The organism is Corynebacterium sp. HMSC078H07 (assembly GCF_001812805.1).
Lineage (GTDB): Bacteria > Actinomycetota > Actinomycetes > Mycobacteriales > Mycobacteriaceae > Corynebacterium.
In genome coordinates, this window is the sequence record NZ_KV810490.1 from 42,861 (window position 1) to 63,498 (window position 20,638).

The window sequence follows — 20,638 nt, forward strand, 5'->3', positions numbered from 1 at the left end:
TTGCGCCATCGCACATGGGGATGAAGGAGCCCACACTAGACAAGGGACCCAGCAAAACAAGAAACACCCGAGCATTATGCTCGGGTGTTTCTGTCACGGCTTCAGCAGCCGCGGCCTAAGGCCAATCTGGCCCAGGGGTCCTAGGTTGTTCTACGACTCCTTGCGGCGGCGACCAGGACGCAGCAGCAGTGCGGCACCAGCAATGAGCGCCAGACCTGCGGCCAGCAGCCCCAGGACGTTCGCACCAGTGCTGGCCAGCAACCCAGAATTGGTGCTCTTCTTGGAATCCGTGGTGCTCGGGGACTTGCCAGTGTAGCGGCTGGTGTTGTCGCTCTGGCTTGGCTGAACATCGTTAGATTCGACCGAGTTCGACCGCTCGCTCTCCACCGGAGCCTGCGGGTCCTGCGGCTTAGGCTGCTCATTCTCCACCGGTGCCTGCGGCTGAGGCTGTTCTGCCTCGCCCGGAGCCTTTGGCTGCAAATCCTTGATGGCATCCTCCGGCTTCTGCGGCTTCAGCGGCAGACCAGGCAGCTTCGGAGCCGGAGATCCCGGCTGGTTGATGAAGTGACCGATGACTGCAGGTACCAGGACCAGCGGAATGAGGATCGGCCACAGACTGCCGACCTCCGGAATACGAGGCTCGTTCGGGTCGGACGGAGTGTCCGGCTCAGTCGGCTCGTTCGGATCAGTCGGGTCGGACGGTTCAGCCGGAGTATCCGGATCAGTCGGGTCGGAAGGCTCCACCGGAGTGGTCGGATCCTCAGACGGGGTCTCTTCCGCACTCGGCTCTGCCGGCGTGGTGTCGTCGGTCGGGCTCGGCTCGGAAGGATCCTCCGTCACGGTAACCGTCACTGTCGGATTCTCATCAGACGGCTTCGGATTGTCTGAAGTCGGCACGGTCGACGTGGTCTCGTCGGTTGGGGTCGGCTTAGACGGATCCTCAGTTACTGTCACGGTGACCGTCGGCTTCGGCTCCGGTTCCTTCGGGTCGTCAGACGGCGTCGGTTCGCTCGGTTTCGGAGACTCCTTGGTTTCGGTAACCGTGACGGTCGTCGTCGAGACATCACCCGTTGGCTGCTCGTCGGTCGGCTCTGGACCCTTCGGGTCCTCGCTCGGCGTCGGGTTAGACGGATCAACCGTTTCGGTAACCGTTACAGTCGTCGGGACCTCCGGCTTGACTGTTGGCTCCTCCGGTTCGTCGGTCGGCGTACCAGTTGGTTCGTCCGTGGGTTCGTCGGTTGGCTCATTTGGCTCAACCGGCTCGCAACCGCAGTTGTCACTGATGACGCCGATGACGGTCTTCACGTTGAAGGTCTGGCCATCCTCGGTGGTGACGGTGACCGGGATTTCCTGGATGGTACCGCTCGGGGTATCATCCGGCGGCATAACCGTCAGCTGGCCGGTGGTCTCATCGATGGTCACGGTCCAGCCCGCTGGAACCTCGCCCAACTCGTAGGTATTGCCATCCGTGTGGCCGTAGTTGATGTCTACGGTCTGGGTATCGCTGGCCTCAATAACCGCTGGGTTATAGGTTGGCGCGGTGATGACTTCGGTCTCGGTTGGCTGAGTCGGGTCTACCGGCTGGTCATCCTTGACGATGAACGTTGCCGTCGCGGTGTAGGGCTTGCCGCCCTCTGGGGTAACCGTAACGGGGATTTCGGCGTAGTCGCCAGACTTGGCGTCGGCAGGCGGCGTGGCCGTAACCGTGCCGTTCTCGTCCACCGTGGCGGTCCAGCCGGCCGGGAGCTCACCAATCTCGTAGGTATTGCCCTCGGAGCCGTCCTTGATGTTCTGGGAGGCAGGCTCACCCGGCTTGGTCAGCTCCACGCCGTAGAAGCCGCGGTCCAGCTGGACCGGAACTTCCTTGGTCTCGGTGACCTTCTCGGCTTCGGTCTCGGTCTGCGTTTCCGTGACCACCTTGGTGCCTACGCGCAGCTTGCGCGGGGTCGGCTCCTTGGTGACGTCCTCAGTGGTTTCTGGGTCACCGACGACCTTGCCGTCCTTGAGCTTCCAAACCTTGGTGACTTCCTTCTCGCCGAAGGAACCGGCCTGGTCCTCTACAACCTTTCCGGCCTCAAGGTTCGGGTCAGTCTCAATGAGGGTCTCATACGGAGTCTGCTCGGTGTGCTTATCCGTCAGCTCGGTCTGAGTCGGTGCAGTACCGACCTCGATGATCTGCTTGGTCGGCTTGCTGATCTCCTCGGTGTCATCCTTGGTAGAAATCTCGCCATTATCGGAGGTCACCTTGACGGTGTGCTTGACCTCGCCCGGCTTGCCTTCCTGGACAACCTTGGTCTCACCAGCCTTCAGGTTCGGATTCTCGCGAACCTCGACCTCGAACGGGGTGTTCTCGGTCCACTCAATGGTCTTGGACGTGGTCTTACCCTTAGTGCCGACCTTGATGATCTTCTTGACCGGCTCATCAACGGGCTTGGTTTCGGTCGTGATACCCGTGACCTTCGAGTTCTCGATGGTCTGGGTCGTGGTGACCTTATCCTTACCTGGCTTGCCCTCCTGGACAGTCTCCTGAGTGCCGGCCGGCAGGGAATCGTCGAACTGAATCTCGGTCTCGAACGGAACGGCAACCTCGGACTCGGTGGTGTACGTGCCCTCAGTCTTGGTACCCACGCGGATCTTGGCGTTGACCGGCTCCTTGGTGCGCTCAGTGGTCACGGTCGGATCGCCATCCGGCTTGCCATCCACAATCTTCTGAGTAGAGGTCACAACCTCGGTGCCGTTCTCGCCCTGCTTGTCGACGACCTTCTCCCCCGCCTTCAGAGAATCATCAAAGACGATCTCCGTCTCGAACGGGACAGGCTTCTCGGTCTTGGTGACAACAGAGGTGTCCTCGGCCTGCGGGCCGTACTCGATGATTTCCTCGACCGGTTCCTTGGTGGTTTCGCCCTCAGCTACGTAGGACTCATCACCAACAGAACGGAAGATGGCGGTGAAGGACTTCTCGCCGTTCTCGCCCTTCTGGACAACGCGGGTCTCACCCGGCTTCAGGTCAGGGTTAACGCGCACAGTGGTGCTGTACGGCACCGGTACGGTCCATTCGGCCTTTTCGCTGTTTTCGGCAGGCTTAATGCCGACCTTGATGACCTGGTCCACCGGCTGTTCGGTGACCTTCTCCTCCACGGTGGCCTCGCCATCCGGCTGGGAGTTGGTGACCTTCTGCGTCACTGTGATGGTCTTCTTGCCTGGCTTGCCCTCGGTGACAGTCTCAGACGTACCAGCCGGCATGTTCGGGTCAAACTCGACCTTCACACCGAACGGAACGTCAGTCTCAACCGTCTTGGTGGTTTCACCAGTGGTCTTAGTGCCCACACGAATTTCAGCTGCAACCGGTTCCTTGGTGCGCTCAGTTGTCACGGTCGGATCGCCATCCGGCTTGCCGTCCTTGATCTTCTGAGTCGAGGTCACAACCTCGGTACCGAGTTCGCCCTGCTTGTCGACGACCTGCTTGCCTGCCTCCAATTTCGGGTCCGCGGTAATCTTCGTTTCGAACGGCACCGGCTTCTCAGTCTTGGTTACCACAGAGGTCTCTTTAGCCTTCGGGCCGTACTCGATGATGCGCTCGACAGGTTCAGTGCGGGCCCTGCTTTCCGCAACCTGTGCTTCACCGTTGGTGCCGGTGAAGGCTGCAGCATAGGAAGCCTCGCCGTTCTTGCCTTCCTGAATAACCCTAGTCTCGCCCGGAGCGAGGTCAGGGTTCGGTCGCAGGGTCGTGCCGAACGGAATCGGCTCCTTCCATTCCACCTTGTCGGTCGCCGTGGCCTGCTTGGTACCAACGGTGATGACCTCGTCGACAGGCTGCTTGGTGATCTCCTCGGTGATCTGCGGATCACCGGGCTTGGAGTTGACGATGTCGCGCTTGATCGTCACCGTCTTCTCACCCGGAACACCTGGCTTCGTCACCTTGGACTCACCAGCAGGCATGTTCGGGTCGTACTTGATGACGACCTTGAACGGAGCTTCCGTCTTGAAGGTTTCGACGTTCTCACCAGTGGTCATGCCACCAACGCGGATGATCTGCTTGACCGGCTCCTTGGTGCGCTCGGTGGTGATTACAGGGTCGCCAGAAGGTTGACCGTCGACAAGCTTCTGCTTAGTCGTAACGGTCTCTTCGCCTTCTTCACCCTTCTGTTTAACGACCTGCTCACCAGCCTTAAGAGTGTCGTCATAAATGATCTCAGTCTCGAACGGAACGCGGTTCTTCTCGGTGAAGACCAGTTCCTGATCATCAAGGCGCGGGCCATACTCCACGATGCGTGGCTTCGGATCCTTGGTCACGGTATCCGACGTGGTCTTCACCGTTGGAACACCGCCCGGCTCAAGGGTGGCGTCGAATTTCGCAGTGATGGTGCGCTCGCCAGCTTCGCCCTCCTGAACAACCTTCACCTCACCCGGCTTGAGTGCCGAGTTCGGACGCATGATGGTATCGAAACCAGTAGCCATGGTCCAGGTCATTTCATCGGTAGCCTTTGCGGGCTTGGTACCAATGACGACGACCTCATTGACCGGAGCCTTGGTCTGCGACCACTTGCCCTTTCGGTCCTGTACCTCTGTGCCTGGAACACCTTCGGTTTCGACCTTGTAGGTGCCCTGCGGGACGGTGTCATCGAACTTGTACTCAACATCGAACGGCACCTCGCGCGTCGGGGCATCCTGGATGTTGATCGGTGCATAAATCCGATCGGTGGAACCATCGGAGTAGGTAACCGTGACCGGAACCTTGATAGAGTCACCCGGCTTCGCGGTCTTAGGTGCAATAGCAATTACGTTGCCCTTGTCATCCAGGCCGACCAGCCAATTGCCGTTGGCCGTCGCGACCGTGTACGTCGGATTACCAAACTCGTTTTTATCCCCGGTTGCAGTGTAGCCATCAGCCGGAGTGATCTTGTATGGCTGATCCTTCGCCACGGTAATACCTTCAGGCAGCTCAATGGTGAGCGGAGAAGTAACCGTCTCACCAGGGAACGTAGTCTCCGGCGGGTAGGTCGGATCGACCTCAAAGTTCTGAGTCAAGTTCACCACGGTGGTAACTGGGGTCTCATCAGTTGAGCCATCAGGGTAGGTCACCGTGACGTTGTGTACGTGCTTGTCGCCCGGCTTTGAGCCAGCAGGCGGGGTTACGGAAACTTCACCGGTTTTCGGATCGATCTTGTAGGTCCATCCATCAACGGTGTCCTTAGTTCTCGGGTTGTCGCCGTCCATGCCGAAGGAGAAGGTCGTACCTTCCGGTGCACCGTCCCGGTTAACCGAACGCTTCACCTCAGCGCCTGGCTTGGTGGATTGGACCGGGTAGGTAGGCTCGCTGATGTCCTTCTGGTTCCCCTTCACATTGAACGGTGCGAAGACGGTGTCAGTGGAACCGTCGATGTACGTGACGGTAACAGGGACATTCACACCGTCACCAGGTCGAGCGTCCTTCGGTGCGGTGGCGGTGACGACACCGTTTTCGTCGACGCTGATCTTCCATCCATTGAAGTCGGAAGGCACCTTGTAGCGCTGCGACGGATCTTTAGCTAGGTCGCGCTCGGGAATCTTTGATTCGTCCGTGATGTCAGACGTAATCACGCCACCCGGCGTCGTGGTCTGCAGCATGTACTGTGCCTCGTAAACCTGACGCATCTCTGCCACAACGACGACGGTAGCGATGGTCCTATCAGACGAGCCGTCCTTATAGGTGACGCGAACAGGAATATCCGCGGAACTACCAGGAAGCGCTCGCTTGCTAATCGGGGTAGAGATCACACCCGTATCCGGGTCAATCTTTACGTCTTCCCACTTCAAATTACGCGGAGGCGCAATATAGTCCGGATCATTCGGATCCGTGATGATGGAGAATTTCGGTTCAGAAGCTTCGTGCATCTTAGTGCGGTCAACCTGGCTGACCGCCAAGTCGCCTGGTCGGCCCGTAACTGTCGGATACACGGGATCGTTTGTACGCGCGTAGGCATCGATGACCGTAAACTCTGCCGGAACGGTAGCGGTGGAACCGTCTGGGTAGGTTACTTCTACCGGAACGGTGACAGTCGTTCCGTTCTGCACAGTCACATCCGGGGTTGCGGTAACCGTACCCTTCTCATCAATGTCGAATTTCCAGTCCTGCGGCAAGTTATCAGGCAACTTGTACTTAGCGAGCTTCGGATCGGACAACATCGTATCGATATCCGAAGTCACCTTCTCCCCTGCCTTAGTCACCTGCGCAGGGTAGGAAGCGAAGTCCTTGCCGGTGCCATCACCAATAACGTTGATGGTTCCGGTCACCACCTGTGGGGTAGCGCCCGTATCGTAGTAAGCCTTCACTGGGATGGTTAGTCGCGCGCCAGGTATAGCTGTTTCCGGAATCGTCGAAGTCAGCTCACCAGTATTCTCGTCGATAGTGACTGTCCAGTCACCATACTTGTACTCCAAAGAACCGTCTGGGAAAGTATAGCGATTGGGCTTCTCGTCATCGGTGCGACCGCCCAAGCCAAGATCCGGCAAGGTTGGCTGAAGCGTAACCGTTTGATTTACGTGGCCAGACTCCGCGGTGTAGTCCGGAACCTTGATCGCATTGACGATCTGGAAGGGAACCTCAACGGTATCGGTCGTCCCATCTGGGTAGGTAGCGATAACCCTCGGCAAAATCTTGGTGTTGTTCGCAGCAGCTTCCGGCGACGTCGCCTTGACCTTCACAGTTCCGTCATCATCGACCGTTACTTTCCATCCTTCCGGAACGGACGTAGGGTCAACATCAAAAGACTTGGGCCAGACTGGGTCGTATCCCTCAAAGCTGGGCTTTAAATCAAGCTCGGAAACAAGTTCCTTACCAGCTGGGCCCTCGACGGTTCCTCTGACAGCTAATTCCGTAACCTGAGTATCGTTCGGGTCGATGACAGCGAGCAGCGGAATAATATCTTGCGAGCCATTGGAATAGGTGACGATAACACGAGGCTGAGCAAACGTGCCCGGCATCGGATTGGCTGGGGTCGTGACCGTGACGTCATAGGTGTTTGGATCTAGCTTGGCGTCCCAACCTCTATAAACGTAGCGCTTATCAAGTTTAACTTCGGCTTCGACGCCGCCATCCTCACGTCTTCTTATCAAGTCAGCGATCTTGTCACCAACTTGCTTATACGTAAGGGTCTGGGGCCCAGTGACAACTGTATTCGAAGCCTTATCAACGCCAGAGGTCACCGATTGCTGGACCGGCGAATACTCCGGATCGTGGAACTGGGTGTCGTCGAAGCTCCACTGATAGTTGCTCACTACGTTGGCCTTATTGTAGCGAGATAGCGAATTAGAGCTATCAAAAGCACTGCCTTCGCCGCCGTTATTCTTCTCAGCAGCAGCTTGAAGCTGCTCCACAGAACGCGGCTTGGCCAACACGCTAAACCGCATGCCCTGCTGTTGACTCAGCTTCGTGCCCTTGTACTCCGGCATGGTGTAGTAGATATCGCCGGTAGTCTGATCAATACGCAGGCTCGACGTGCCACCACCGGAAGCAGCGGTGTCGCTCGTTCCGATGAAGCTACCCTGGGCGTCGTAGGCCTCCACAACCATGCGGGACAGGGAATCATCCACGCCCCCATTTTTAATCGCTGGAACGTTAATCTTACCGACCTTGAGCTCTTCGCCCGGCCTGATCACCAGCTTTTCTCGGTTCTCCCAGGATACCGAGATCGGATTACATTCGATGTTCTCGCTCGGCCACGGGTTCACGATGGCCGTAAAGGATGCACTGCCCCCCCCCTGGGTGGCAAACGGGCCGGAGGTACGGTCAGCCTTATAGTTTCCCTGCCAGGCGTAACGTACCGGGTTAGCGGCAGTGGCTTCAGCGAACTGCTTGACTTTCGCATCGGTCAGTTCCGCGTAGAGGTTCAGGTTTCGCTGGTCCCTAGAGCCATCAATCACGAGGGCTTCGTCGGCCTTGTCTGTGACTACCTTGTCACCAAAAGTCTGGCCCGCGTCCGTAGCGGGAATTTGCGCTGCATCGAGGTACTTACCCATCAGGCCTGAATTGGAAAAGTTCCAATCGGCAAACGTGCGGTCCTTCGAATTATCAAAGGAAACACTCAAGCCCCAGGCTTTCTTGTTGGGGCTGGTCGCAGACGGCTCAGAGGTATACCAGCTGAAACCAGCCTGGCTGCCCTGCGGAGCGTTCTCCGAGACAACACACGAGCCAGCCGGCAGATCCGAGGCCTTCTGGGCATCCTGCTCCACCGCTCCCGACTTGTCGCGGATACCCCCGGAGAACTCCGCAGCGGTGGCTTCGGGAACCACCGTATTAAAAGAGGTGATGCTGAGGCCACTCAGCGCGAGCGTAATAGCAGAAAGGGCTGCCACTCCTTTACGGGAAGAGCGCCGACGGGCGAAGTCACTTCGTGGTGCATTCATTCCTTAGGTCCTTTCAAATGCAGTACCCTGCCTCACCCAACATTGGGCAACCCGATAGTCGCTGTGACTTATCAAGACATTGCTTCACAAATCCTCTTGAGAATAGACAGAAAAAAGGCAGATGGTCACCTTGGATATTACCCGCCGTCACAGAAAATCTCAAGGAAAACAGGCTTTTACCTGGGATTTCTAAGAAAAACTACCCGCCTCATGGGAATTATAATTTTTCCTGAACCACCCACCCTGTGAGAAACTGATCCGTTTCTGCACTGAAGGAACGGGCGGTTCGGTGAGACGTCGCCAAGCAGGGCGTGCCCATCGGCGTTTTATACAGTCCTGGGACATCGCTCAGATGCCTGGAGCTTCACCCCTTATGCCTGTCTCTTCTAGGATTCCTCATGGACCAAATCCGAACCGCCGGAAGAGTTGGAGTCGCCCTCCTCATTAAGGTTTTGCTGGAGGTTGGCCTCCATCCAGGCACGCACGACTGCCTCAAAGTCGTCGGAGTCCTTCACGTCCTGCACTACCTCGTCGAGGTCCTGCGCGGTAAGGAACTTGGTGAAGGAGGCGACTTCGAGCTTCTCGTCGCGGTTGAACAGGCCATCTTGGTAGACCACGACGTAATTCTGCGGCAGCTCCGGCTTGGCGTTCGGGCAGCCTTGAGCGCCTGCGGGTTCCACTACGGACAGCTCCGGCGGCATCGACGCCATGAGCGCGATGTGTGCACGCTCCAAGAAATCTACGTCTTTTGTGCCCTCATCCTGAGCGGCCGCGTAGTCTTTCGATATCGCGCGGGCTTCCGCTGGATTAAAGGCGTTCAAAAACTCACCCGTGCAGCCTACAAAAAAGTTGCCGGTGCGGCTCACGCCGCCAGTATGTCCAGTGCCGCGCCGCACCACCATGGGATCCTGGGACACGGTGACTGCGCGTCCTTCATCGAGCAGGGTCTGGCGGTAGATTTCCGCCAGCACGCGCTGCTTGTGGGACGTCGGGTCAATCATGATGGTGATGGGCGAGGACGCAAAAGGTTGCGGGTCCGGTTTGGGTTCATACTCGGAGCACGCGCTTATCGACGCCCCCACGATCCCCACCATTGCCACCCCAACAACGCGGGAGAAGGTTCGGGAAGGTGCAGCAAGGCGGGGCATCAAAATCTGGCGCATTCTTTCTTTTTGACCGGACAAGGCACAGGACATCAAGCACAACATGTCACAACTAACGGGCCGCAGCGCTTAGCTGCAGCGTCTGGCTGAATCTTACACACCCCGTAGCCCTCATGCGGTGTGGCTCTCCTCAATGGAGGATGACTAGACTGGTGCGAGTTATGACTAGCGCAATTACTGAATCTGCTGTTCGTTCCGCGCTTGAGCGCGTCGACGACCCTGAAATCGGCCGTCCCATCACTGAGCTCGGCATGGTGAAGGCCGTGACCGTCAACGGGGCGGATGTGGACATCGAGCTGTATCTCACCATCGCCGGCTGCCCGATGAAGAGCACCATCGAATCCAACACCCGCGCAGCCGTCGCTGAGATTGATGGCGTGGGTGAGATTTCCATCTCCATGACGCCGATGAGCGATGAGCAACGCAAGGAGCTCAAGCAGAAGCTGCGCGGTGGGCAGGCTGAGCCGGAGATTCCTTTTGCCAAGCCGGAGTCCACCACCCGCGTATTCGCCGTAGCATCCGGCAAGGGTGGTGTGGGCAAGTCCTCCGTCACGGTGAATCTAGCAGCTGCTCTCGTGGAGAAGGGCCTCAAGGTCGGCATTGTGGACGCCGATATTTATGGCCACTCCGTCCCCAGCCTGCTCGGCTCCACTGCGGGCCCCACAGTGCTTGACGACGAAATGCTGCTTCCCCCCATCTCCCATGGCATCAAGCACATTTCCATTGGTCAGTTCGTTGAGGGTAATGCTCCCGTCGTCTGGCGCGGCCCCATGCTGCACCGCGCACTCCAGCAGTTCCTCGCAGATGTCTTCTGGGGTGACCTAGATGTTCTCCTCCTCGACCTTCCGCCGGGCACCGGTGACGTGGCGCTGTCGGTAGCGCAGCTCATTCCGAATGCTGAGCTACTCATCGTGACCACCCCGCAGGCTGCGGCTGCCGAGGTTGCCGAGCGCGCCGGTTCCATTTCCCAGCAAACGCGCCAGCGCGTTGCCGGCGTCATTGAGAACATGGGCGCCATGGTCATGCCGGATGGCTCCACCATGGACATTTTCGGTGAAGGCGGCGGACAGGTCGTGGCTGAGCGCCTTAGCGTGCTGTTGGGCCACGAGGTTCCGCTCATGGCTTCCATCCCACTGGACCCCGCCCTGCGCGCTGCTGGCGACGAGGGAACGCCCATCGTTATCAAGGCGCCACAGTCCCCCGCCACCCAGGCCATCAACTCGGTGGCAGACTCCATCGCCGTGCGCTCGGATTCCCTCGTGGGTAAGAAGCTCGGCCTCGGTGTAACCCGTAAAAACTAGTACGCCACGCTTACGTGACGTCTTCCCACGAGACGCTGCCCCCGCCGGTGGATGCATTCCCGCCGCGCGGGGGTTGCTCTTTCTCAGGGGAGCTGGCGTTAGGGTCGGCGTAAATCTGGGAGTAATCAAAGGTCGGGCGGCCTGGCTGCGGCGAGCGCTGCTCGTGCGGATCCTGCGCTGCTGGCTGTGGCCCACCGGTCTGCTGTGGCGCCTGCCCGGTCTGAGCCGCAGGGGACGGCATGTCCCTTTGAGCGGGGTCCGTGCTGTGTTTGATGTCCTCCGCCATCTTCTTCGGGTTGAAGTCATCCCAGGCGGAATCGTCGCCGTCGAAAAGCGCCTTTGTGATGACACCACGTGGTCCCAAGCGCGTCCACTCCATCGCCTGCCCGAGGGGCACGCGGAGGTCATCGAATTCCGAACCCAATCCGTTCATCTCACCATTGAGCTCCGCTTTGGCATTGTTAATGGCCTTGCGCGCCGCGTAGATGGCCGCACGCACGTCCATAATCACGCCGGGGAGGCGCTCCGGACCAATGATGACGAGGCCGAGGAGAACAATAGTGATGATCTCCAGCCAACCGATTGAGGAAAACACGAAACTATCTTAACCACTTTGCCGGCAGGATCTGGGACGAGCATGCCGCGCTTACTGAGCACGAGCACTCTCCCAGCTCAGCCGCGCTGATTGTGCTTAATGGCGCGCATCACCATCTCCACCTTGTCCAGGAAATCCTGGCGCGGCTGGCAGGCAGGTTCCTCCGCATCGGGACCTGGACCCGCCCCTTGGTGAGCAATACCGGCCAGTTTGGCCATGAGGGATTCCGGGGCTCTCACGTGTGATTCCACGCTGCATTCACGGACCCACTCGGAGGCGTTGCGCTGATGGTGAATTTCGGCGCGGCACTCGGCACAGTGCACGAGGTGGACGCGCACGCGGTGCGCATATTTTGCGGGCATTTCCCCATCCACGAAAGCCACGATGGCTTCCGGGCCCAAATGCCCGATGGTGTCCGCGCGCTGTGCGCGAGCCTTAGCCTTATCACGGACCTTGGCCTGTGCCTCCGTAAAGATGCCGGGCAAGGAATGGGAACGCTCGTGGGACTTGCCATTTAACGACTCCACGAAACGTTCTCCTTTCGTCCTCAATCTTCGGGCCGCCCCTATCGAGGGGGCTAGTTGTTGGCCAAGTCTAGCGTTAGCGCGTACGCAGGAGGCTGCGGGTGTCTGCGTTGGTCTGCGCTTCCTTTTCCAGTGCAGCACGCAGCTGAGAACGGCCACGGTGGATACGGGAGCGCACAGTACCCATCTTGACTCCGAGGGTTTCGGCAATCTCGTCGTAGCTCATGCCCACGACATCACAGAGAACTACGGCGACACGGAAGTCCGGAGCCAGGTTATCCAAGGCCGACTGCAGCGCCGGGTCCAAGTTGGCCACCGAGTAGGCCTGCTCTGGGGTCATGTCGGTACCAGGCACTCGTTCGTAATCCTCCGGCAGGGCCTCCATGCGAATCTTGGAGCGGTGGCGCACCATATCGAGGAAGAGGTTGGTGGTGATGCGGTGCAACCAGCCATGGAACGTACCGGCCTGATACTTGTCCAGAGAGCGGAAGACGCGCATGAAGGTTTCCTGCGTGAGGTCCTCGGCATCGTGCTGGTTACCGGAGAGGCGGTACGCCAAGCGGTAGACGCCATCAGCATGCTCGGCCACCAGCTCGCCCCACGAGGGCATGTCAGCTTCACCGGCATCAAACGCGGCAGTACCCGTGAGCTCTTCAGTGTCAGCGGTGTGTTCTTCGAGGGTGCTGACCTGTTCGTCGGAGCTGAGAGAGGGTACGTTCTCGCGCTGCTTTTTTGTCATGACGATCATCTTTCTATAGACAGCACGGAAACTCCAGCCACAGTACTGTGAGCACCCTGTGAATCCATACCACCGGTTTCATGCGCTACTCGCGTCACATAGGGCACTGCATCCTGCGCGATTCTTGTCCCACAGCCACGGTCCTTTCACTATGGTTTTCACTGTGACTACTACGGCTTATGACGCACTGCGATCTTTTATCGAATCCACCAGCGAGGTATCGGAAGCGCTCACCAGCGCCCGCGCCCACGCAGAAGAGTACGGACTGCCGGTTCCGGATGAATCCACCGGACAGCTTCTGAGCACCCTGGCGGCGGTCTCTTCCGGCACGACGTCGCGCCCCCAGGCGGTAGCGATTACCCCGGCGGCTTCGGTGGTGGGCCTCTACCTTCTCGCCGGAATGTCGGGCAACGGCATTCTCACCTGCATTGATCCAGAGGCTGAGCACCAAGCCAGTGCAAAGCAGACCTTCCGCGATGCCGGCTATTCCTCCAGCCGCGGGCGCTTCCTGCCCTCACGTCCGCTCGACATCATGGGGCGTTTGGCTAACGACACCTACCAGGTCATCTACGCCGAGGTCCCCGCCCTCGATATGCCCGCGCTGGTCAAGGCCGCCTGGCCGCTCCTACACCAGCACGGCACGTTGGTGCTCGCGAACTCGCTGCTGGATGGCACTGTGGCCGATACCTCGCGTACTGACCGCGACACCGCCGCTGCCCGTGAGGCCGACGAATTCGCGCGTTCCCTCGAAGGCGCGGCCGTCACGCGCTTGCCCTATGGTGCGGGGCTCACCCTCGTGACCAAGCTCTAATTCACCGAGGCGAATAAATATCCCGGCTCTCCTCCCCCCTTGCATGGGGTGAAGAGGCCGGGATTGTTGTCCTTGTGCCCTCTCTTTGGTCTTGGTCGAGGGGCTGGTTCCGGTCTGGGGCCGCGGTGTGGGCTGAGTTAAACCTTCTCGTTCTTGCCCACGACGACCACGCCGCCATCGGAGACCTTGAAGCGCTGCTCATCGCGCTCACGGTCTACACCGATAATGGCGCCGTCGCTCACAACGACGTTCTTGTCCAAGATGGCGCGGCGCACCACGGCACCGCGGCCGATGCGCACGCCGGGGAGAATGACGGAGCCTTCGACCGTTGCTCCGTCGGCCACGTGAACGTCGGAAGCCAGCACCGAGTTGCGCACAGTACCGCCGGAGACGATGCAGCCAGGTGCCACCATCGAGGACTGGGCAATACCGTTCTGCACAAACTTGGCCGGTGGGAAGTTGGAATCATCCGTGGAGTGAATAGGCCACGAGCGGTTGTACAGATTGAAAATGGGGTGCACGGAAATCATGTCCATGTGCGCCTCATAGAAGGAATCGATGGTACCGACATCGCGCCAATAACCGTGGTCACGGTCCGTGGAACCGGGGACCTCATTGGACATGAAGTCATAGACGTGAGCCTGCTGGCGATCCACGAAGTACGGGATGATGTCACCACCCATATCGTGGGCAGATTCCTCATTCTTCTCATCCTGCAGGAGGGCCTCAATGAGGGCCCCAGTGGTGAAGACATAGTTGCCCATCGACGCGTAGGTCATGTTCGGATCATCCGGAGTAGCCGGCGGATCTGCTGGCTTTTCTACGAAGGACGTGATGGTGCCCATGCCGTCTGCCTGGATGCAGCCGAAGGCGGTAGCTTCCGAACGTGGAACGCGAATACCTGCAACAGAGCAGTCCAGACCCGTAGCGATGTGCTCCTCCACCATCTGAGCCGGGTCCATGCGGTAGACGTGGTCTGCGCCGAAGACGATGACATAATCGGGCTTCTCGTCATAGATGAGGTTCAACGACTGCACGATGGCATCGGCTGAACCGTTGTACCAACGCTTACCGCGGCGCTGCTGGGCCGGGACGGAGGCGATGAACTGCGGAGTCGGCCCCGACAGGTTCCACGCCTGGGAGATATGGCGGTCCAGGGAGTGGGACTTGTACTGAGTCAGCACGGCAATCTTCAAGAAACCGGCGTTGACGAGGTTAGACAACACGAAGTCAATGAGGCGGTAGGAACCACCAAACGGAACGGCGGGCTTGGCGCGGTCTTCAGTTAGGGGGAAGAGGCGCTTTCCCTCGCCGCCGGCGAGGACAATGGCAAGGACGTTAGGAAGGCTTCTCACGACACCCAATCTAACGAGTTTTTCCACATTCTGCAGGGAAAAGATGCAGTTTTCACCCCCGCCATCGGGGTCGCACAGACTCACGTCTGCCCTACTACTGCCCTTCTGCGCGCGCGGGGGAAGATCCGTATTCTGGGCAGGTATGAGAGCCGGAGTTTTTTCTAAGGAGTACCCGCCGGAAATCTACGGCGGAGCTGGTGTTCACGTTGCGGAGCTGACCCGATTTATGCGTGACATCATTGACGTTTCTGTTCACTGCATGGGGTCCCCGCGCGATGAAGAGGACGTCTTTGTGCATGGAGTCGACCCCGAGCTGAAGGACACTGAGGCAAACGCTGCGCTTCAGACCCTGTCCACGGGACTGCGCATGGCTAACGCTGCTTCCGACATCGACGTCGCCCATTCCCACACGTGGTACACCGGCTTGGGTGGCCACCTCGCTGGCCGCCTGCATGGCATCCCGCACGTTGTCACCGCACACTCCTTGGAGCCGCACCGCCCGTGGAAGCGCGAGCAGCTCGGCGGAGGCTATGAAATATCCTCCTGGTCAGAGAAAAATGCCATGGAATACGCCGATGCGGTCATCGCGGTCTCAGCCGGAATGAAAGATTCCATCCTGGAGGCCTACCCGCGTATTTCTGCCGACAAGGTCCACGTCGTCCTCAACGGCATCGACACTGACATCTGGCAGCCGGGTGAGGCGCCGGTGCTGGACAAGTTGGGCGTCGATAAGCAGCGCCCCATCGCCGCCTTCGTGGGCCGTATTACCCGGCAGAAGGGTGTCAAGCACCTTCTTAAGGCCGCGCAGAGTTTCGATGAGGATATCCAGCTCGTGCTGTGTGCAGGCGCCCCGGATACCCCGGAGATTGCCGCAGAGACCGAGGCTCTCGTCGAAGAGCTCCGTGCGCAGCGCGATGGTGTGTTTTGGGTCAAGGAGATGCTCTCCCGCGAAGAGATTAAACAGGTGTACTCCGGTGCAGATGTGTTCGTATGTCCCTCCATTTATGAGCCGCTGGGCATTGTCAACCTCGAGGCTATGGCCTGCGGTACGGCCGTCGTGGCTTCCGATGTTGGCGGCATCCCGGAGGTCGTCGTCGACGGCGAGACGGGTGTCCTCGTGCACTTTGACGCTGCCGATGAAGCCGCGTTCGAGGCCGATATTGCTGCTGCGGTCAACCGTGTAGCTGCGGACGCTGAGCTGGCACAACGCTTCGGCACCGCCGGGCGTGAGCGCGCTATTCGTGAGTTCTCTTGGGCCACCATCGCGCAGCAGACCGTGGACATTTACCGCTCGTTGATGTAGGAAGGACTGCCGTGACGCAACCCCAACAACAACACCGACCAGAAATTCATTTCGTCCCCGATTCCGGTATCCTCGATGCCCCTGCGGGCATTGTCCGCGATGGCGATACGTGGCACTTGTTCCATCAATACCGCCCTGAGCCCGGCCAGCCGGCCCGCTGGGGCCACACCTTCTCCGAGGAAACGCCGTTTGCGTGGCTGGACTGCGATGATGTCCTAGCCCCCGTCGGCGGCGAGCTGTCCCTGCGCGCCGGCTCCGTAGCGGAAGGCCAGGATGCTCTCAACCTGTACTTCACGTCCGTGACGTCCGTGGGCACCAGCGTGCGTTTGGCGCGCTATACCGACTACGCCGACGAATGTGTCGTCTCTGATGACCCAACTGCCTTGGACCCAGACGTGGTTCGCTTCGGTGAGGCCGTAGGAGCACACACTGACTTCGACCGCTTCCGCTCGCCGTCTGTGGTGCCCGATTGGGCCAAGGAGGACCGCGAGGAGGGCCACGATGGCTGGCTCATGCTGGCCCTGACCGGTGATGCTGATGCCCCCGTTCCGGTTATCCTCGAAAGCCCTAATGGTGAGTCATGGTCGGTTCTGGGCAAGCTGAGTTTCAACGGTGACCCAGGGTTTAATGAGGGCGAGGTTCCGGCAACCTCCCCCATTCCGCCGGTGGTCTCACCGCGTCTGGTGCGCCTGCGCGATGAAGTAGACGGAGAAATCTACGACGTCCTCTTCGTCACTTTGGAGCGCGCCGGCCGTGACGTATCCGGCTACATCGTGGGCCGCCTCGATGGTACCGAGTTCACCGTGGCCAAGGGATTCCAGCGCGTGGACTTCGGCCACGATTTCTCCCGTCCGCGCAATACCAACACCACCACGGGCACGATTGCCCAGGAGCGCCGTTATGACCGCGCGGTTATTCTGGGACTGCTTAACGGCAATGGCCGCGGTGATGATGCCTCGAAGCACCCGACGTGGGAGGCCGAAGGCTGGGCAAACAGTCTCTCGCTGCCACGCGCGGTGACCCTGCAGGGCGGGGTGCTGTACCAGACCCCTGCGCAGGGCTTGCCGGATGCAGTGAAGCTGTCTGACTACGCGCAATCCTGGACCGGCGTGCTTGAGGTTCCGGAGAATTCCAGCGTTACTGTGACGCTGCGTGATGGCTCCGGTGACCCGGCCGCCGTAATTCGCCACACTGGTGATGAGATTAGCCTGGACCGTTCGATGTCCAAGGCCTTCGATCACTACTTCAAGGATTCTGCTCCGGCCGTGGCCCCACTGGCGGAAGGAGACTCCGACACGCTCACCATCATTCAGGATGGCGCGAGCGTGGAGGTCTTCGTCGATGGTGGCCTCGTTGCCATGAGCTCCCGCGTCTACTTCGAGGGCGGCTGCTCCGCCATCGAGGTCGACACAGACGGTGAGGCCGTTATTGAGCAGTCCTGGAACCGCAAGGGTTCCAAGCGCTCTTAATGTGATTCGCTCGTTCGGCGTCTAGGACGCCGAACGCAGTCGGTCCAGGCGCGCATGCGCCGTCACAGTCAGGGACTGCGGCAGAGCGGCCATGCGCTCTGCCAGCTCCTCCGGGCTAATGTGGCGCGCCGACGGGCTCATGCCTACCTGGGCGGCAATAGACGCCTTGTCCAAGGTAATGGGGAAAGAAATATCTACCGGGTCAGCGGACTGCTCGAGGAAGCCCTCCGCTTGGGAGTAGAGGCGCTCCACCTTGCCTTCTTCCACCCCCAGGATGCCGAGCGGCTCACGCAGCTCATCCAGGTGGCCGGCCTGCGGAGTCAGAACGATGACCTCGCCGCCGGGAGCCAGGACTCGCTGGAATTCCGCCGGGTTACGCGGGGCAAAGACCACAGAGATGGCGTGAATCGAGTTATCGCGAATAGGCAGGCGCTCCCACACATCCGCCACCACGGCGCCGACGCGTTCGTGGGACTTGGCCAGGTGCTTGGCGGCATGCGTGGAAATGTCGAGGCCGACTCCGCGCGCACCTTCAATAGAGTCCAGGGTGTGAGCTAGATAGTAACCAGTTCCGGCGCCCACCTCGAGCAGGGCGGGAGCGGTATGTTCGTCCAGACCTGCGGCATGGCTGGCCTCCTCCTGGGTTTCCAGGGCGTCCTGCACAGCGCCAGTAACTGCCTCCACAAAGGGTGCAAAGTGGCCCATGGCTAGGTAGGATTCACGGGCCGTCACCATGGCTGCATCATCGCCTTGGTGCTTCAGACCAGCACCGGCTGCCAACGTGACATAGCCCTGCTTGGCCACATCATAGGAATGGCCGGTCTCCGAGACGAGGCGAGCAAAGTCATCCGCGCCCGTGAGGGCGCTGCCATCGGCGGGATCGGCCAGAATATCGATGATATGTGAAAGCATGTTCCTAGACTAGCTAGAAACTGCGACGAGGAGTGAACCGAGCTGCGCTGCTTCCTCTTTGCTGAGCTCGATGACGATGCGGCCACCCCCGTCAGAAGGAATGCGCATGACGATCTTGCGGGACTCCTCTACTGCTTCCATCTCTCCACCAGTAGTACGTGGCTTCATCGCTGCCATAGTGAGTCTCCTTCGACTATTGTTATAACGTCCTTCTAGTCTAGCCCTTTTCAGATTCACGCGGCGCGTTTACGCTCGCCGGCACAGCAGACGAGCCGTGCGGAGCAGAAAGACGGCGTTCCACGGCAGCAATGAGCGCGTCGACTTGATCTTGGCGGTAGCCACGCGGAACCACGTCAAAGCGCAGGTCATCGAAGCGGCTCTCCTCCAGGGCGCGGAGATTTTCGGCGTCAACATCGACGGCTTCGTCTGGGGTATCCATAACGGTGCCGCGGCCGACAATGCTGCCCCACGCCCACGAACCGATGATGATGAGCGCAACGAGGACAACGATGAGCAAAATCCAGGACATCATGCGCTAAATCCTACCCATCAGTGGTGGTCGCTGCGGCACCGCCCCAATGACACCGGCGCGTGAGAGGATTGTGCGCGCCACCACGTCCGCCATCGGCGCCAGCTCCTCCAGCGGACGGTTGCGGTGCGCGCGGGTACCCAGGTCCACCTCGGCGAGGGCATAGGGGCCATAGCGCTTGGCGACGTCCACCAGCAGCCCCGCTTCTACCCCGTACCCTTCCACGAACGGCAGTTCCATGGCGGCCGCGCGCCTTAAGGCGTATTCGCCGCCGAGTGGTTGGTCAATGTGTGCGAGCTCTGGGAAGAACTGGCGCAGCAGCGGCTTGGCGGTTAGCACGGTCACGCGGCCACCACCGGTGGGCTTTCCCTCAAAGCTGCGCTGATAGCGCGCCTTGACCATCTGGATGTGCGGATCGATGAATGGCTCGGTAAGCGCGGAGACCATTCCGGGAGCGGCGGATTCGAGGTCGGCATCGATGAAGACGACGATGTCGCCCTCAGCTGCCGCCACACCGCGCCAGAGGGATTCGCCCTTGCCGGGTCGGGGCTCCGCAGGCAGGATCTCCCGCCAGTTGAGCACCTGCGCTCCTGCCGCCTGTGCCTCAGCGGCAGTGTCATCGCTCGAATCCGCATCGATGACGAGCACCTCGTGGGGTTCATCGGCCAAGCATGCATGCACGACGTGCGCCACGGTGCGCTCCTCGTTGAGCGCAGGGATAACTACAGAAACTTTCATGCCAACCCGCGGGTTGTCGCCAGGGGCTGCATCTCGCCCTGGATGGCAGCGGTCATGCGGATGACGTCGAGTGTCGGCCCCACTTCGTGGACACGGAATGCCGCAACACCACGCGCGGCCGACCAGGCCGTCGCCGCCAGCGTGCCCGCCACTCGTTGGTCCACGGCGCGGTTAAGGGTCTCGCCCACAAAATCCTTGTTGGACAAGGCCATGAGCACTGGCCATCCGGTTGCTACGAGCTCGTCGATGCGGCGCAGCAGCTCCAGTCCGTGAAAGGTGTTTTTGCCAAAATCATGCGTAGGGTCGATGAAGGTCAGTTCCTCAGGGCACCCGAGGTCGGCGGCGCGCTCGGCCAGCCGCGTGGTTTCTGAGATAACGTCCGCTACGACATCATCGAAGTGCACGCGGTGCGGGCGGGTACGCGGTGTCACACCACCTGTATGCGAGCACACGTAGCCCACCTTCTTCTCCCCGGCTACCTCGATGAGTTCTGGGTCCCACCCAGCCCACGTGTCGTTGACCAGACCAGCTCCGGCCGCAATCGCGGCTTCGGCAACCTCTGCGCGCCACGTGTCTACTGAAATCAGCGCCTCCGGGTGGCGGCGATGCAACTCCGCGATGGTAGGCACGACGCGCTCGATTTCCTCGGTGGCGTCGACATGTTCACCCGGCCCGGCCTTGACGCCGCCGATGTCGATGATGGAGGCGCCGTCGGCAAGCGCCTGCTCCCCTCGCTCCACTGCGGGGTCCAGCTTGAAGGTAGCGCCCTTGTCATAGAAGGAATCCGGCGTGCGGTTCACAATCGCCATAACCT

The 20,638-nt window shown here is 59.9% G+C and carries 15 protein-coding genes; 4 read left to right on the forward strand and 11 right to left on the reverse strand.

Features of this window, described 5'->3' with window-relative positions; genetic code table 11:
• Window positions 1-150 precede the first annotated feature (150 nt).
• Together HMPREF2875_RS07715 and HMPREF2875_RS07720 are read right to left on the reverse strand one after the other, a co-directional pair.
• Window positions 151-8,385, reverse strand: coding sequence for a G5 domain-containing protein (locus tag HMPREF2875_RS07715; protein ID WP_083311886.1), 8,235 nt, complete (start codon window positions 8,383-8,385; stop codon window positions 151-153).
• Window positions 8,386-8,771: 386 nt separating this feature from the next.
• Complete coding sequence (locus HMPREF2875_RS07720; RefSeq protein WP_070671822.1) at window positions 8,772-9,548, reverse strand: hypothetical protein; 777 nt, start codon at window positions 9,546-9,548, stop codon at window positions 8,772-8,774.
• A 161-nt stretch (window positions 9,549-9,709) separates the two neighbouring features.
• Here HMPREF2875_RS07720 and HMPREF2875_RS07725 point away from each other — a divergent pair, with 161 nt between their 5' ends.
• On the forward strand, window positions 9,710-10,849 hold the full coding sequence (locus HMPREF2875_RS07725) for an Mrp/NBP35 family ATP-binding protein (protein WP_070671824.1): 1,140 nt from the start codon (window positions 9,710-9,712) through the stop codon (window positions 10,847-10,849).
• A 10-nt stretch (window positions 10,850-10,859) separates the two neighbouring features.
• Here HMPREF2875_RS07725 and HMPREF2875_RS07730 read toward each other — a convergent pair whose 3' ends face one another.
• The 3 genes from HMPREF2875_RS07730 to sigE all read right to left on the reverse strand — a co-directional run bounded on the left by HMPREF2875_RS07730 (window position 10,860) and on the right by sigE (window position 12,707).
• Entirely contained in the window at window positions 10,860-11,444 is a 585-nt protein-coding gene (locus tag HMPREF2875_RS07730) for a twin-arginine translocase TatA/TatE family subunit (protein WP_070671826.1), read from the reverse strand.
• Between the two features lie 77 nt (window positions 11,445-11,521).
• Entirely contained in the window at window positions 11,522-11,971 is a 450-nt protein-coding gene (locus HMPREF2875_RS07735; RefSeq protein ID WP_070671828.1) for an anti-sigma factor family protein, read from the reverse strand.
• A 73-nt stretch (window positions 11,972-12,044) separates the two neighbouring features.
• Complete coding sequence (gene sigE / locus HMPREF2875_RS07740) at window positions 12,045-12,707, reverse strand: RNA polymerase sigma factor SigE (protein ID WP_070671968.1); 663 nt, start codon at window positions 12,705-12,707, stop codon at window positions 12,045-12,047.
• A 163-nt stretch (window positions 12,708-12,870) separates the two neighbouring features.
• Here sigE and HMPREF2875_RS07745 point away from each other — a divergent pair, with 163 nt between their 5' ends.
• A complete protein-coding gene (locus HMPREF2875_RS07745; protein WP_070671830.1) occupies window positions 12,871-13,518 on the forward strand; it encodes an O-methyltransferase in 648 nt (215 codons plus the stop codon).
• A 137-nt stretch (window positions 13,519-13,655) separates the two neighbouring features.
• On the opposite strand, the gene glgC is transcribed toward HMPREF2875_RS07745, so the two are convergent.
• The gene (gene glgC / locus HMPREF2875_RS07750; protein WP_070671973.1) at window positions 13,656-14,873 is read right to left on the reverse strand and encodes a glucose-1-phosphate adenylyltransferase; all 1,218 of its coding nucleotides are present in this window, start codon (window positions 14,871-14,873) and stop codon (window positions 13,656-13,658) included.
• Between the two features lie 142 nt (window positions 14,874-15,015).
• Between glgC and glgA the strand changes: the two genes are divergently transcribed.
• Both glgA and HMPREF2875_RS07760 read left to right on the forward strand, forming a co-directional pair.
• The gene (gene glgA, locus HMPREF2875_RS07755; protein ID WP_070671832.1) at window positions 15,016-16,176 is read left to right on the forward strand and encodes a glycogen synthase; all 1,161 of its coding nucleotides are present in this window, start codon (window positions 15,016-15,018) and stop codon (window positions 16,174-16,176) included.
• 11 nt (window positions 16,177-16,187) lie between these two features.
• On the forward strand, window positions 16,188-17,645 hold the full coding sequence (locus HMPREF2875_RS07760) for a GH32 C-terminal domain-containing protein (protein ID WP_070671834.1): 1,458 nt from the start codon (window positions 16,188-16,190) through the stop codon (window positions 17,643-17,645).
• 21 nt (window positions 17,646-17,666) lie between these two features.
• On the opposite strand, the gene HMPREF2875_RS07765 is transcribed toward HMPREF2875_RS07760, so the two are convergent.
• The 5 genes from HMPREF2875_RS07765 to folP are packed head-to-tail and all read right to left on the reverse strand — an operon-like array spanning window position 17,667 to window position 20,633.
• Window positions 17,667-18,557: a methyltransferase domain-containing protein gene (locus HMPREF2875_RS07765; protein ID WP_070671836.1), complete on the reverse strand. Its 891-nt coding sequence runs from the start codon at window positions 18,555-18,557 to the stop codon at window positions 17,667-17,669.
• A 9-nt stretch (window positions 18,558-18,566) separates the two neighbouring features.
• Complete coding sequence (locus HMPREF2875_RS07770) at window positions 18,567-18,734, reverse strand: DUF3117 domain-containing protein (protein ID WP_070671838.1); 168 nt, start codon at window positions 18,732-18,734, stop codon at window positions 18,567-18,569.
• Window positions 18,735-18,774: 40 nt separating this feature from the next.
• Window positions 18,775-19,089, reverse strand: a complete 315-nt coding sequence (locus HMPREF2875_RS07775) for a DivIVA domain-containing protein (protein ID WP_070671840.1) — start codon at window positions 19,087-19,089, stop codon at window positions 18,775-18,777.
• A 3-nt stretch (window positions 19,090-19,092) separates the two neighbouring features.
• The gene (locus HMPREF2875_RS07780) at window positions 19,093-19,824 is read right to left on the reverse strand and encodes a glucosyl-3-phosphoglycerate synthase (protein WP_070671842.1); all 732 of its coding nucleotides are present in this window, start codon (window positions 19,822-19,824) and stop codon (window positions 19,093-19,095) included.
• Window positions 19,821-20,633: a dihydropteroate synthase gene (gene folP, locus HMPREF2875_RS07785; RefSeq protein ID WP_210388174.1), complete on the reverse strand. Its 813-nt coding sequence runs from the start codon at window positions 20,631-20,633 to the stop codon at window positions 19,821-19,823. Before folP ends, HMPREF2875_RS07780 begins: the two co-directional genes overlap by 4 nt.
• Window positions 20,634-20,638 lie beyond the last annotated feature (5 nt).

Coding starts and splice junctions, on each gene's coding strand:
- HMPREF2875_RS07715 (WP_083311886.1), bottom strand. CDS start 8,385: ATGAATGCACCACGAAGTGACTTCGCCCGTCGGCGCTCTTCCCGTAAA.
- HMPREF2875_RS07720 (WP_070671822.1), bottom strand. CDS start 9,548: ATGCGCCAGATTTTGATGCCCCGCCTTGCTGCACCTTCCCGAACCTTC.
- HMPREF2875_RS07725 (WP_070671824.1), top strand. CDS start 9,710: ATGACTAGCGCAATTACTGAATCTGCTGTTCGTTCCGCGCTTGAGCGC.
- sigE (WP_070671968.1), bottom strand. CDS start 12,707: ATGACAAAAAAGCAGCGCGAGAACGTACCCTCTCTCAGCTCCGACGAA.
- glgA (WP_070671832.1), top strand. CDS start 15,016: ATGAGAGCCGGAGTTTTTTCTAAGGAGTACCCGCCGGAAATCTACGGC.
- HMPREF2875_RS07765 (WP_070671836.1), bottom strand. CDS start 18,557: ATGCTTTCACATATCATCGATATTCTGGCCGATCCCGCCGATGGCAGC.
- HMPREF2875_RS07770 (WP_070671838.1), bottom strand. CDS start 18,734: ATGGCAGCGATGAAGCCACGTACTACTGGTGGAGAGATGGAAGCAGTA.
- HMPREF2875_RS07775 (WP_070671840.1), bottom strand. CDS start 19,089: ATGATGTCCTGGATTTTGCTCATCGTTGTCCTCGTTGCGCTCATCATC.
- HMPREF2875_RS07780 (WP_070671842.1), bottom strand. CDS start 19,824: ATGAAAGTTTCTGTAGTTATCCCTGCGCTCAACGAGGAGCGCACCGTG.
- folP (WP_210388174.1), bottom strand. CDS start 20,633: ATGGCGATTGTGAACCGCACGCCGGATTCCTTCTATGACAAGGGCGCT.